Annotated in this window: 12 protein-coding genes; 5 read left to right on the forward strand and 7 right to left on the reverse strand. The window is 69.1% G+C overall.

What is annotated here, in order from left to right; all coding sequences use genetic code 11:
- Nucleotides 1-161: 161 nt before the first annotated feature.
- Nucleotides 162-1466 (reverse strand): MFS transporter, encoded by a 1305-nt coding sequence (locus tag ACTWQN_RS05890; protein WP_443202284.1) that lies wholly within the window; start codon nt 1464-1466, stop codon nt 162-164.
- A 333-nt stretch (nt 1467-1799) separates the two neighbouring features.
- Here ACTWQN_RS05890 and allB point away from each other — a divergent pair, with 333 nt between their 5' ends.
- Nucleotides 1800-3173: an allantoinase AllB gene (gene allB, locus ACTWQN_RS05895; RefSeq protein ID WP_443202285.1), complete on the forward strand. Its 1374-nt coding sequence runs from the start codon at nt 1800-1802 to the stop codon at nt 3171-3173.
- Between the two features lie 74 nt (nt 3174-3247).
- On the opposite strand, the gene ACTWQN_RS05900 is transcribed toward allB, so the two are convergent.
- Entirely contained in the window at nt 3248-3412 is a 165-nt protein-coding gene (locus ACTWQN_RS05900; RefSeq protein ID WP_443202286.1) for a hypothetical protein, read from the reverse strand.
- Here ACTWQN_RS05900 and tsaB point away from each other — a divergent pair.
- The 3 genes from tsaB to tsaD are packed head-to-tail and all read left to right on the forward strand — an operon-like array spanning nt 3402 to nt 5604.
- Nucleotides 3402-4058: a tRNA (adenosine(37)-N6)-threonylcarbamoyltransferase complex dimerization subunit type 1 TsaB gene (tsaB, locus tag ACTWQN_RS05905; protein ID WP_443202287.1), complete on the forward strand. Its 657-nt coding sequence runs from the start codon at nt 3402-3404 to the stop codon at nt 4056-4058. The genes ACTWQN_RS05900 and tsaB overlap by 11 nt on opposite strands.
- A gap of 20 nt (nt 4059-4078) precedes the next feature.
- Nucleotides 4079-4552, forward strand: a complete 474-nt coding sequence (gene rimI / locus ACTWQN_RS05910) for a ribosomal protein S18-alanine N-acetyltransferase (RefSeq protein ID WP_443202502.1) — start codon at nt 4079-4081, stop codon at nt 4550-4552.
- Nucleotides 4549-5604: a tRNA (adenosine(37)-N6)-threonylcarbamoyltransferase complex transferase subunit TsaD gene (tsaD, locus tag ACTWQN_RS05915; protein ID WP_443202288.1), complete on the forward strand. Its 1056-nt coding sequence runs from the start codon at nt 4549-4551 to the stop codon at nt 5602-5604. Before rimI ends, tsaD begins: the two co-directional genes overlap by 4 nt.
- Before the next feature lie 71 nt (nt 5605-5675).
- Here the strand turns inward: tsaD and ACTWQN_RS05920 are convergent, their stop codons facing one another.
- From ACTWQN_RS05920 to ACTWQN_RS05930, 3 genes are all read right to left on the reverse strand, one after another.
- On the reverse strand, nt 5676-8282 hold the full coding sequence (locus tag ACTWQN_RS05920) for a PQQ-dependent sugar dehydrogenase (RefSeq protein WP_443202289.1): 2607 nt from the start codon (nt 8280-8282) through the stop codon (nt 5676-5678).
- 227 nt (nt 8283-8509) lie between these two features.
- On the reverse strand, nt 8510-9097 hold the full coding sequence (locus tag ACTWQN_RS05925; protein ID WP_443202290.1) for a SanA/YdcF family protein: 588 nt from the start codon (nt 9095-9097) through the stop codon (nt 8510-8512).
- 133 nt (nt 9098-9230) lie between these two features.
- On the reverse strand, nt 9231-10196 hold the full coding sequence (locus ACTWQN_RS05930) for a cytochrome P450 (protein WP_443202291.1): 966 nt from the start codon (nt 10194-10196) through the stop codon (nt 9231-9233).
- A 51-nt stretch (nt 10197-10247) separates the two neighbouring features.
- Between ACTWQN_RS05930 and ACTWQN_RS05935 the strand changes: the two genes are divergently transcribed.
- Nucleotides 10248-10406 (forward strand): hypothetical protein, encoded by a 159-nt coding sequence (locus ACTWQN_RS05935; protein WP_443202292.1) that lies wholly within the window; start codon nt 10248-10250, stop codon nt 10404-10406.
- Nucleotides 10407-10417: 11 nt separating this feature from the next.
- On the opposite strand, the gene ACTWQN_RS05940 is transcribed toward ACTWQN_RS05935, so the two are convergent.
- Together ACTWQN_RS05940 and ACTWQN_RS05945 are read right to left on the reverse strand one after the other, a co-directional pair.
- Nucleotides 10418-11446: a tRNA-dependent cyclodipeptide synthase gene (locus ACTWQN_RS05940; RefSeq protein ID WP_443202293.1), complete on the reverse strand. Its 1029-nt coding sequence runs from the start codon at nt 11444-11446 to the stop codon at nt 10418-10420.
- A gap of 73 nt (nt 11447-11519) precedes the next feature.
- A complete protein-coding gene (locus ACTWQN_RS05945; RefSeq protein ID WP_443202294.1) occupies nt 11520-13097 on the reverse strand; it encodes an alkaline phosphatase D family protein in 1578 nt (525 codons plus the stop codon).
- Between the last annotated feature and the right edge of the window lie 178 nt (nt 13098-13275).

Consider the following 13275-nt stretch of genomic DNA (forward strand, 5'->3'; position numbering starts at 1 on the left):
ATTTCGCGCGAAAACGCCACCCGCCCCGCATGGGAGACGGCGATTTCGCGCGAAATCGCCCACCTCACCCGAGGCGGACGGCCCGACACGACCACTTCAAAAACAGGCACCGAGGTTCCGCTACCCGCACCGCCACGCGGAACGAGTTCGGGCACAGTCATTCAGGCGGGTAGGCGTTTGGTGTAGTCGAGGGAGAGTACTGCGACGGTCATGAGCAGACCGGCGCCGACGAAGTACAGCAGTGCCCAGGTGTAGCTGTCGGTGGCGCCGACGATGAAGCCGACCAGCATCGGGGTGAGGATTCCGGCGATGTTGCCGCTGAGGTTCATCGCGCCGCCCAGCGCCCCGGCGTCCTCCCGGCCGCCGAGCAGCGCCGGAACGCTCCACATGAGACCGACCCAGCGCAGGAAGAACAGCACCGCCGACAGCAGCACCACGGCCGCGATCGGTCCTGGCACCACGGTCACGCCGAGCAACCCGAGCACCACCGCCACCCCGGCCAGTCCCAGCAGGGTGCGCATCACGACGTTCGCGCCGCGCCCGCGCGCCCGCCACGCGTCGGCGAGCCAGCCGCCGACCAGTTCGCCGACGAACCCGGTGCCGAAGATGACGAACGTGGACCAGCCGATGGTCGCGATGTCGAAGCCCTTGGTCTCGGCCAGGTACAGCGGACCCCAGGTCAGCAGGCCGTAGAACACGCCGTTGAAGCCCAGCCACGCGGCGCACATCGCCCAGAACGAGCGGAACTTCAGGTAGCGGCGCAGGCCGCGCCGTCCGCCGGGGCGACCGGCCGCGCTGTCTTCGGCGGCGTGCGAGGTCTCGATGTCGGTCGCCTCGGCTTCGCCCACGTGCGGGTGCTGCCGCGGGGTGTCCCGGACGTACCACCAGGCCAGCAGACCCATCAGCACGGTGACCACCCCGGCCACCACGAACGCCGGGCGCCAGCCGCCGGTCATCGCGATCAGCCAGGAGATCGCGACGCCGCCGACACCGGCACCCAGCGGCGCACCGGCGTCGAGGAGCACCGCGCCGCGACCGCGTTCGCGCAGCGGCATCCAGATCGCGTTGAGCTTGCCACCGGCAGGCATCACCGGTGCCTCGGTGGCGCCGAGCAGCGCGCGCAGCCCGAGCAGCGCACCCGGGCCGGGGGCGGTCGCGGTCAGCGCGGTGGCCGCGCCCCAGGCTATGCAGGAGCTGCCGACCATCTTGCGCGCTCCGAAGCGGTCGATGAGCCAACCGCTGGGCAGCTGCATCAGGGCGTAGGTCCAGAAGAACGCGGCCAGCAGCACGCCGGTGAGTTCGTCGGAGAGGCCGAACTCCTCCTTGATCAGCGGCAACGCCACCGAGATGGAGCCGCGGTCGACGTAGTTGATCGTCACGATCGCCAACAGCAGCAGGAAGATCTTCCAGCGGATTCGAGTGGGTCTGGTGCCGGTGCGCGTCGTAGTTCCCGGTGCTTGCGTCAAGTCGGGCCTCCAGCGTCGAAGGATCAGCTGGGCTATTTGGGATGCGGTATACCAAACTCGTTGCCGGAACACCTGTCAAGACCTGGGAAAATACGAAAATATGACCGATGTGAAGACGAAGTTTCAAACCCGCTGGCCGCACTGCGCTGAACCGATGCCGCGTGCCACCCCTCTTGACGGAGTCGCAGCGCATCGAAGAGTATTTCGGAAAACGGTAAGTATACTTCACGATGCGGAAGAAAATGATGGTTGTGGTCCTGAGCGCCGATACTGGCTCCAGCCAGTACCAACACTCACGACCCACCTCGAATCGCAGCGATGAGGAGTAGTGCGTTGTCCGAACCAGCCACCGGTGCGTTCGACGTCGTGTTCCGCGCGCGACGGCTCATCGGCCCGAACGGCGAGACCGCGGGCAGCGTCGGCGTCCGCGACGGTCGCATCGCCGCCGTCCAACCGCTGGGCGCCCAGCTCGCCGCCGCCCGCACCATCGAGCTCGCCGCCGACGAGGTCTTGCTGCCGGGTCTGGTCGACACCCACGTGCACGTCAACGACCCCGGCCGCACCGAGTGGGAGGGCTTCGACACGGCCACCCGAGCGGCGGCGGCGGGCGGCGTGACGACCATCCTCGACATGCCGCTCAACAGCCTGCCGCCGACGATCGACACCGGTGCGCTGGAGGTCAAGCGCAAGACGGCGCGCGACAAAGCACACGTCGACGTCGGTTTCTGGGGCGGCGCCGTGCAGGGCAACCGGACCGAGCTGCGCGGGCTGCACGAGGCCGGTGTGTTCGGCTTCAAGTGCTTCCTGCTGCACTCCGGGGTCGACGAGTTCCCGCCGCTGAACCCGGCCGAACTGGCCGAGGCGCTGCGCGAACTGGCCCGCTACGACGCGCTGATGATCGTGCACGCCGAGGACTCCGACACCATCGAGCAAGCACCGGCAGCGCACGGCGAAACCTACGGCGATTTCCTGAACTCCCGGCCGCGCGGCGCCGAGAACCTCGCGATAGCGCAGGTCATCGAGCTGGCCAGGCGGATCGGGGCGCGGGTGCACATCCTGCACCTGTCCTCGTCGGAGGCCCTGCCGATGATCGCCTCGGCGCGGGCCGACGGCGTCCGGCTCACCGTCGAGACCTGCCCGCACTACCTGAGCTTCAGCGCCGAGGAGATTCCCGACGGCGCCACCCAGTTCAAGTGCTGCCCGCCGATCCGCGAGGCCCGCAACCGGGAACTGCTGTGGCGGGGCCTGGCCGACGGGATCATCGACTGCGTCGTCAGCGACCACTCGCCGTGCACGCCCGAGCTCAAGCGCTTCGACATCGGCGACTTCGGGGTGGCCTGGGGCGGCGTGTCCAGCCTGCAGCTGGGCCTGTCGGCGGTGTGGACGCAGGCCAGGGTGCGCGGCCACGGCATCGCCGACGTCGTGCGGTGGATGGCCAGCGGACCGGCCGAGCTCGCCGGGCTGCGCCGCAAGGGCGCCATCGAGGTCGGCCACGACGCCGACTTCTGCGTCTTCGCACCGGACGAGGCCTTCGTTGTGGACGTGGGCAAGCTGCACCACCGCAATCCGGTCTCGCCGTACCACGGACGTCCGCTGTCCGGCCTGGTGCGCCAAACCTGGCTGCGCGGAACGCAGATCGTCGGATCCGACGCGGAAACGACCGGGCCGCAAGGAAAATTGCTCAGTCGCCAACTGGCGGCGTCGTGAGTGGCAATTCTTCATCCGCTCGCGGCGCCGACCGGGTGTCCCGCAAGGCACCGGAGACGCCCTGAGCGGTGGTGCTAGCCGGTCTTGGTCCGGCGGACGAGGTTGACCGCGCTGGCCAGGGACACGCCCGGCAGTTGCTCGCGGAGCTCGCGGACCGCCGCTACCGGGCCCCGGCGTGGTGCTCCCCACGTAACCCGGGTGACCAGGGCTGACGTACGCTGAGTAATCGTGCTCGTCATTGCGCTGGACACCTCGACCCCTGCGGTCACGGCCGGGCTGGTCGCCCTGGACGACGGTCACCCGCGCGCGCTCGCGGAGCGCGTGACGATCAATCCGCGTGCGCACGGCGAACTCCTGATGCCGCACCTGCTGGACGTGCTGACCGAGGCCGGGCACGAGCTCGCCGACGCCGATGCGATCGTCGTCGGCGCGGGCCCCGGCCCGTTCACCGGCCTGCGCGTCGGCATGGCCACCGCCGCCGCGCTCGGCCAGGCCTGCGGCCGCCCGGTGCACCCGGTGTGCAGCCTGGATGCGATCGCCGCGCAGGCCACGGCCGACGGCGACCTGCTGGTGGCCACCGACGCGCGCCGCAAGGAGGTCTACTGGGCCGCCTACGACGCCGCGCGTACCCGGACCGACGGGCCGCACGTGCGGCGCCCGGCGGAGGTCCCGACGCACGGGTTCACCGCCGCGGCTGGCGAAATGGCCGATGCGTTGGACCTCGACGTCGTCGGGCCGCGCTACCCGACACCGGTCGGGCTGGTGCGGGCGGCCGCCGGAGCGTTGCGCGCCGAGCCGGCGCCGCTGGTGCCGCTCTACCTGCGGCGGCCGGACGCCGCAGCGCCGGGCGAGCGGAAGTCCGTACTGACCAGGGGTGGGAAGTGACCGACCGCGCGACTGCCGCGCTGCGGGTGCTGAAGCTGCGCCGCAGCGACCTGAAACGCTGCGCCGAGTTGGAGCGGGTGCTCTTCTCCGGCGACGACCCGTGGTCGTGGGCCGCGTTCGCCGCCGAGCTGGATCAGGGCCACTACTACGTCGGCGCCTATGCCGACGAGGAGCTGATCGGTTACGCCGGGCTGGCCGTCGTCGGCAGCCCGCCGCGCGCCGAGGCCGAGGTGCACACCATCGGCGTCGACCCGGCGCACCAGGGGCGCGGCGTGGGCAACGCGCTGCTGCGGGCGCTGCTGGCCAGGGCCGACGAGCAGCGGGCGACGACTTTCCTGGAAGTGCGCACCGACAACGACACCGCGATCGAGATGTACCGGAAGCACGGCTTCGAGATCATCGGGTTGCGCAAGCGCTATTACCAGCCGTCCGGAGCGGATGCGCACACCATGCGACGGCCCGCCCCGGCCGAAACCGCGGAGGTAGCGGGATGACTGCGGACCGGGTGGTGCTCGGCATCGAGAGCTCCTGCGATGAGACCGGCGTCGGTCTGGTCCGGCTGGCCGCTGACGGCACCGTCGAGCTGCTGGCCGACGCGGTGGCCTCCAGCGTCGACGAGCACGCCCGCTTCGGCGGTGTGGTGCCGGAGATCGCCAGCCGCGCGCACCTGGCGGCGATGGCCCCGACGATGCGCCGCGCGTTGGCCGAATCCGGTCTCGAACTGTCCGATGTGGACGCCATTGCGGTCACCGCGGGACCGGGGCTGGCCGGTGCGCTGATGGTCGGGGTCGCGGGGGCCAAGGCCTACTCGGCCGCGCTGGACGTGCCGCTGTTCGGCGTCAACCACCTCGGCGGGCACGTCGCGGTGGACACCCTGGAGCACGGGCCGCTGCCGCCGCGCTGCCTCGCGCTGCTGGTATCCGGTGGGCACACGCAGTTGCTGCTGGTGGAGGGCATCGGGGAGCAGATCACCGAGATCGGCTCCACCATCGACGACGCCGCGGGCGAGGCCTACGACAAGGTCGCCCGCATCCTCGACCTGCCCTACCCCGGCGGTCCGCCCATCGACAAGCAGGCCAAGCTCGGCAACCCGAAGGCCATCGCGTTCCCGCGCGGGCTCACCGGACCCCGCGACGCCAAGTACGACTTCTCCTTCTCCGGGCTGAAGACCGCGGTCGCGCGCTGGGTCGAGACCGAGCAGCGCGCGGGGCGGGAGATCCCGGTGGCGGACGTCTGCGCGTCTTTCCAGGAGGCGGTCGCCGACGTGCTGACGGCGAAGGCGGTGCGCGCGGCGCAGGACCTGGAAGTGGACACGCTGGTGATCTCCGGTGGGGTGGCGGCGAATTCCCGGCTGTCGGAGCTGGCTGCCCAGCGGTGCGCGGCGGCCGGGATCACCCTGCGGGTCCCGCGACCCCGGCTGTGCACCGACAACGGCGCGATGATCGCGGCGCTCGGCGCTCACGTGCTCGCCGCGGGCGCCAAGCCGTCACCGCTGGACATGCCAGCCAACCCGGGATTGCCGGTCAGCACCATCGTCGTCCAGTAGCCCACTCGATCTAGTGATGGGTGAGGGGCACCCGTGACCCAGTTACTTGGTCACGGGTGCCCCTCACCTTCTCAGTACCGCCGGTCGATGGTCGTGTTGTTGGTGGCGTACCAGTGGATGTAGCCGTGTTCGAAGTCGTTGCGGCGACCGCCGGAGACCGCGAACTCACCTGATGTCGGGTAGCCCAGGTACGAGCGTTCCCAACCGAGCGCGGCCCAGTGCTCCCGGATGCGCCCGTACACCTCGTGGGCGCCGGTGCTCGGGGTCCAGTAGATCGAGCCCGCCTTGGTGAAGTGGTTGTAGTGCCCGACCCCGTCCGGCGTGATCAGCTCGTCGGTCGTCGGATACCCGAGCGGGCCGAGTTCCCAGCCCAGCTGCGACCAGGTCACCCGGATCGCGCCCCACACCGCGTGCGAGCCGGTGTCCGGGCTCCAGTAGATCGATGCCGGGAACTCGGCGGGCACTCCGACGAAGTGGTTGTACCGACCGACACCGTCCGGTGTGGACAGTTCGTCGGTGGTCGGCGGGCCGAACTTGCCGTGCGCACCGAGCTGCAAGTACTTCGCGAGGTTCCCGCCGTAGACGTAGTGCACACCGGTCTGCGCGGTCCAGTACAGCCGCCCGCGCTCGTGGTCGCGGTAGCGGATGCCGCCTTCGGCGATCTCCGGGCCGGTGGGCGCCCCGAGCAGGCTGCGCAACTGTGGTTCGGCGTCGTAGCGCTGGTCGATCGGAGTGGTGTAGCGGGCGGTGAGCGTCAGGTCGCTGCTGCCCATGGTCAGCACCCGCGACCGGTCGGTGACGCCGTCGGTCCAGCCCGCGAAGCTCGACACGCCGTCGGTGGCGGTCGCCGCCGCGACCACGTCCAGGGTGGCTCCCTCGGTGACCATCGCGGAGCTCCGCCCGCCCTCGGATGGGATCTGCAGCACCGCTGGCGCGTTGCTGGTCAAGGTGAGCAGGTGCTCGCGCGGCATTGCCAGGTAGGTTTCGCTGCTCCGCACCCCGGCGCTGTCGGTGGTGGTGGCGGTGATCTCCATCCGGGAGTCGGGGTGGTCGGTGAACGGGACCTCGAAGGTCTCGCCGGTGCCGCCCACTCCCGGATGCCGGTGGCAGGTCGCTTCTTCCGGGCAGTGCACCTCGGCGCTGGTCCAGCTCACCGGCGTCGTGCCGTCCTCGGCATCGGTCGCCTGCGCGGACAGCGACACGGTCTCGCCGACGGCGAAGGTGCGCTCGCCCGGTGTCGTCAGCGCCAGTTGAGGTGAGTTGTTCGCCGGTGCGACCACTACTTCAGCGCTGCCCGAGGCACCCAGCGGGTCGGTGACGGTCAGCCGTGCCGTGAAGCGGTCGCCGGTCGAGTAGGTGTGGCTGGTGCGCGCGCCGGTGCCAGTCGCGCCGTCGCCGAAGTCCCAGTGGTAGGTCAGCGGATCGCCGTCGAAGTCCTGCGATCCGGAGCCGTCGAAGGTGACCGTGCGGGTCGCCGGATCGGTGGTGATCTCGGCCTGCGCGACCGGCGCGGAGTTGCCCTGCGGATAGCTCAGCCGCCGCAGCGCGCCGGAGTAGATGTCGGCCATGACGACGTCGCCGTTGGGTGCGGCCGCGAACTTCACCGGACCGCCGATGTCGCTGCCGAACGGCGGGCTTTCCGGTGCCCGCACCAGCTTTCCCTGCTCGTCGAAGCGCAGCGTCCACAGCTTCTTGGTGGTGTAGTCGCCGAAGAAGTACGCGCCACGGTAGGACTCCGGGTAGCTCTCGCCCTGGTAGACGATGCCGCCGGTGACGCTGTTGCCCTGGTCGACGCCGCCACCGTGGTGGTATTCCCACAGCGGTGGCGTGTTCACCACCGATGCGCACTCGGGCAGGTCGGTGTAGCCGGGGGTCGGGTGGTTTCCTTCCCAGCAGGGCCATTTGTAGTTCTGGCCGGGCCGCACGAGGTCGACTTCTTCCCAGGTGTTGTAGCCGACGTCGCCGACGATCGGAGTGCCGGTGCTGGGGTCCAGCGCCAGCCGGAACGGGCTGCGGAATCCGCTGGCGTACACCCGGCTGCGCCACGACGACGGATTCGACGCCTGGTAATGCGGATTGCTCGCCACGCCTCGGCCATCGGCGGTGACGTGCAGGATCTTGCCGTTGGGTGCGTCGAGGTTCATCGCTTGCAAGGCATTGCGGTCGGTGCGGGTGAAGTCGGCGAGGTCGCCGACGGACACCCAGAGCGTGCCGTCATCGGCCGCGACGATCCCGGTCATGCCGTGCACCGCGTTGGTACTGCGGAATTCGAAGAGCACCTGTTCGTCGGTGAGGCCGGTGGGCTCCGCGGCACCGGTGACCGTCCAGCGCGCGAGGCGCAGCGGGTAGTCGCCGGTGCCGCCGGGTAATGAGCGGATCAGGTAGATGTGCCGGGAGGTTTCGTAGTCCGGGGCCACCGCGATGCCGGTCAGCCCGAAGTCCTGGGTGGGGTTGGCGGGCAGAGTCGCGATGGTTCGGGCCCGACCGTCGGTGGACACCCACGCCACGGTGCCCTTCTTGCCGGTGCTCAGCACGGTGTCGTCCGGCAGGTAGGCGAAGTCGGTCAGGTCGAAGGCCGCCTGACCGCTGGGTTGATCGCGCAGCACGAACCCGGACGGCACGGCCTCCGCCCGCTGCGCTGGCAAGGCCAACAACAGACCGATGGACAACAACGCCACGCAGCAAGCACCAAGCCAACTGCGCACTCTTCGAGCGATCACGATGACCACACCCCTATTCAGCAAGGATGTGCTGATATCGCCCGAACTTCCGCCCCGGTTGCCTCGATCCGCCAACCTTCGCGCCCAGTAACAACCGATCACCAACAGTGATCAAGTCGGGGTGAGGGGCACCTGTGACCAAGTAACTGGGTCACAGGTGCCCCTCACTCTTCACCTGTTGGTGGTCAGCGGCGCCACCAGAAGGCTTTGGTGGTGGCGAGGAATTCGCGGCGGGCCCCGCGCGCGGCGACCCGGCGCAGGCCGTCGGCCGCCGCGTCGTGGCCGACGCCGTGGGCGTCGATGCCCGCCCGGCGGCACAGCGCCACGGCGCGACGCAGGTGGAACCGGGTGGTCACCACGGTGACCTCGCGCAGCCCGAAGTCCCCGGCCGCGCGGCGGCAGGACGACCAAGTGTCCACACCGGACTCATCGAGCACGATCGCGGAAGCCGGAATTCCGTGGGAAACGAGATGATGCCGCATCACGACGGGCTCGCTGTGCCCGCGCGACTCGGGGCTGCCGCTGACGATGATCCGCCGGATCTTGCCCGCCTCGAACAACGCGCGCGCCACGTCCAGCCGTCCCCGCAGGATCATGCTCGGCTTGCCGTCCCAGCGCACGCCCGCACCGAGCACCAACGCGACGTCGGTCGCGGGCACGTCCAGCACGGTCCGGATGCGGCGGGCGCTGCGCACCAGAGCCCACCCCGACGGCAGTGCCGCGAGCACCCCGAACCCGACCAGCGCCGCGAGCACCACCCATAGTCCGCGCACCAGGCAAGTGTGCCATCACCTGCGGCGGCAGCGGTTCACCGCCCGTTGCGCTCGCGGGTGAGGACTTGCGCAGGAACCCTCGGTGCGGCAACGAGATCGAGGGCCGCCGCGCAGTTGGTGGTGATACCGCCCATCACCACATCACCGGCAATCGTTCGGGCATCCGCTTGATGAATCCGGTCCGCCACACCAGCTGTTCGAACGGAACCGCGAGCCGGAACTCCGGCAGCCGGTCCAGCAGCACGCCCAACGCCACCTCGGCATGCGCGCGGCCCAGCGCCGATGCCGGGCAGAAGTGCTGGCCGCCGCCGAACGAAAGGTGCGGGTTGGGGCGGCGGGTGAGGTCGAGCCGGTGCGGATCCGGGAACACCGCGGGGTCGTAGTTGGCGCCTTCGACGAGCACCAGCACCAGTTCTCCGGCCCGCACCAGGACGTCACCGAGCTCGACGTCCGCGGTCGCCATCCGAGGCAGACCGTCCCCAATGGACAGCGTGTAGCGCAGCAGTTCGTCCACCCCGCTGCCCAGCTGGTCCGGGCGCGCCCGCAGTTCCCGCATCGCGTCGGGCTGGCGCAGCAGTGCCAGGACGGCATGCAGCAAGAAGGCCGAGGTGCTGATCGCCCCCGCTCCGAACAGCGACAACCCGATGGTCGCCAGGTTCTCGTCGGTGAGCCCGGCCGATTCCGGCTCGGCCGCCCGCAACGCGGCGAACCGGCCGAGCAGACCGGGGTCGTCCGGCGTCGCCGCCCGCAGTTTGGCCCGCAGGTACTCGTGGTCCTTGTGCCAGTTGGCCCGGAATCCCTCGCACGGTCGCGGGCTGGTGATGAAGGCGATGTCCACACCGGACATCAGCCGTCGCCAATCCCGTTCGGGCAACCCGAGGATCCGGCACAGCAACTGCGCGGAGAACGGTTCGGTGAAGCCGTGGTGCAGGTCCACCGGCGGGCCCTCGGTGATTAGTGCGTCCAGGAGTTCGGTGGCCCGGCGGCGCATCCAGTCGGTCAGCTCGCCGCGCGGGGAGACGGCCTTGAGGACCACGCCGTGCAGTCCCGCGCTGTTGATGTTCGCCATGTTGCTGACGACTTCGGGCGGGATGGTCATCGCATATTGTCGCGGAACCGTCGCGGACGCGGTTTCCGCCAAGCTGAATCGGTGGTCTTCAAGCACTTTTCGACACAACTCGTGGTTGCTTACCAGCCAGGCTTCGGCACCGGCGATGGTGCGAACTCGGGTGATGGGTGTGTCGCGCAGCATTTCGAATTCGAGTGGCAGCAGATCGTCGCGTCGGGAAAACGGGAAATCCAAGAGTAGGAAAGAGATGGTCACGGGGAGTTCCTTTCGGCGGTTTCCCGGATCGGTTCCAGCGGAAGCTCGCTGGATGCGGCCGACCTCGGTTGCGGAATGGCCAGTGGGCGGACCACCGCACAAGCCTGGTTCCGAGCTGCTTGAATGGACGCCGCGCCGGAATAGAGAACTCCGGTCAATGGCATGAGGAGGTGGTAGCAGGAAACCGAGGAACGCACCCCGAGAACTGCGGGTGTGTCGATGAAGAATGGCAGTTCGGCGAGTAGGTAGGCCATCCCGGCGCGACGCTGATCATCGGTGATGCGAGCGTCGGCGGCGAGTCGTCCGCGCAACACGTTCAACACCATGTCTTCGCAGGTCCGATGCATTAGCGGGTCGGTGCTAGCGGCATGTTCGAGCCGCGCGTGCAGGGTCCGGTAAACAGAGTTGGAGCGGAATTCGGAAAGCGCGGAGATACGTATTCTGCGGTCTCCTGTTTTGGAGTTCTCCAGGGCTCGGCGTATGCGTCTTCGAACGCCCTGGAGTTCTTTGTTGGCGCGTTTTCGGGCACGTTCCGGGGGGTATCCCAAGGATTGGATAGTGGTGTCCACATGCAGATCCGCATATATGATGTCGATGGCGGAGAAGGACCGGGCAAGCCAAGACATCAGGTCGGTCAGGCGGGCCGCGCTGAAGTAGCTGTTTCCCGGACTCACTCCGACGAGCGCGTGATCGCCCTGATCCCACAGCGTTTGGCAGCGGTCGGTGAAAGGAAGAGATTCAAATTCCCGATCGAGCCCGGTGGGCGCCGATTCGTGCACGGTTGACCATCCTCTCGTGCCGAGATGAAAGAAGCATCCCAGCGCGCGGATTGGCGGCGCGATTTGGAACGAGTTGTTTGACCTGTTGGGGGTGTATTTCCAGTAAATGCGGTGACGGCCGCGGCGGCGGGTGGGCGTGCGCGGTGACGATGCGCGATCAACACCGCCACGCCCACCGACACCATCCGGCAACGGGTCGTTGCCGCGGAACTCGTCAGGCGCCGTCTCGCGGGGACAACCGGACACGGGCACAACCGGACACGGGGTCGGCGGTCCCGCGGCGAGCCGGCACCTGAACGTCCGCTACCCGCAACGCGGGCTAAACGGGGTTGAGCACCGGGCTGCCGTCCTCGACGACGAACGACTGCGCGGTCTCGGCCGCAGCGCCCTGCTCCGACACGTACGGCAGCACGCGGTAGTCGGCGCGCAATTCGGTCTCGGTGAACGTGGTGCGCACGTAACCACGCCGGTTGGCGTGGAACTTCACGTGCGGGTTCTCCGCGAGCACGTCCTCGTTGCCGTCGTCGTTGCCGTCCCCGCCACTGGTGACCGAGGTGGTGATGAACTCGGTGCCGACGGCGGGTGATTCCGGATCGTCGTGGGTGCGCTTGATCTCCGCGGCCCAGTGCCGGTGCACGTCGCCGGTGAGCACGACGCCGTTGCGGACCGCGCTGTCGGCCATCGCGCCGGCGATGCGGTCGCGGTTGGCCACGTAGCCGTCCCAGGCGTCCATGTTGTAGCCCTCTTCGGCGCCGGGCGTCAGGTCGATCTTGGAGAAGAACACCTGCTGGCCCAGCACGTCCCAGCGCGCGGTGGTGCTGTTGAACCCGTCGATGATCCACTGCTCCTGCTCGGCGCCGGTCAGCGACCGGTTCGGGTCCTCGCGGTCGGTGCAGCCGGACTGCACCCCGTCGCCGCAGGCCTGATCGCTGCGGTACTGGCGGGTGTCGAGCATGTGGAAGTTGACCAGCGAACCCCAGCGGATCCGGCGGTAGAGCTGCAGATCGATGCCGGAGGGCTTGGCGCCGCTGCGCAACGGCATGTTCTCGTAGTACGCCTGGAAAGCCGCGCCGCGGCGGTCCAGGAAACCTTCGTCGGGCTGCTCCGGGGTCTCGTCGGCCCAGTTGTTCTCGGTCTCGTGGTCGTCCCACACCACCAGCCACGGCGCGCTCGCGTGCGCGAGCTGCAGGTCGGGGTCGGTCTTGTACTGCCCGTGCCGCTGCCGGTAGTTGGCCAGCGTCCGGGTCTCCGGGCCCAGCACCTCGCGCACGTCGCTGTCCTTGGCGGCGTACTCGTACTGGTAGTCGCCGAGGTGCAGGATCAGGTGCGGGTTGTCCTCGGCCATCCGGCGGTAGGCGGTGAAGTAGCCCTCGCCGAAGTGCGAGCAGGATGTGAAGCACATGGTCAGCTCGCCGAGCGCGTCGGGCGCGGGCGCGGTGCGGGTGCGGCCGACCGGGGAGATCGAACCTTCGGCGCGGAAGCGGTAGAAGTACTCCGCACCCGGCTGCAGCCCGGCGAGTTCGACGTGCACGCTGTGCCCCAGGTCCGGCGCGGCTTCCGACTCACCGCTTTGCACGATCGTGCTGAACTGCTCATCTTCGGCGACCTCCCACTGCACCGGCACGACCCTGTCGGGCATGCCGCCGAGACCGTCGTCGGCGGTCGGCTCCGGCGCCAGCCGGGTCCACAGCACGACCCCGTCCGGCAGCGGATCACCGGAGGCGACGCCGAGGGTGAACGGCTCGGCGAGGCGGCGGCCGGTGCCCGCGCCGGGCAGGGACAGCGCGTTGGCCAATGCGGATCCACCGAGTGCGGTCGCACCCAACGCGGCGGCCCCGCCGAGCAGCACGGCGCGGCGACTGACCCGGCTGGGTAATGGGCTGGGGGAATCGGGCATCTCAAGTCCTCCAAGCGTCTTGCGGACTCTTCCGGGACTCGACCGTGTCGCGATCGAATGCCAGAAAATACCGACATGAGCGGAGGATCTGGTGAATTCCCGGCGAAATGGGGCAAGCGAACCAGCTCGCAACGTCCATTCAGCACAGTCACCGCTGGCTCGATCAGCTCATCGTCCG

The sequence above is a fragment of the Saccharopolyspora antiqui genome (assembly GCF_052246905.1).
Classification (GTDB): domain Bacteria; phylum Actinomycetota; class Actinomycetes; order Mycobacteriales; family Pseudonocardiaceae; genus Saccharopolyspora.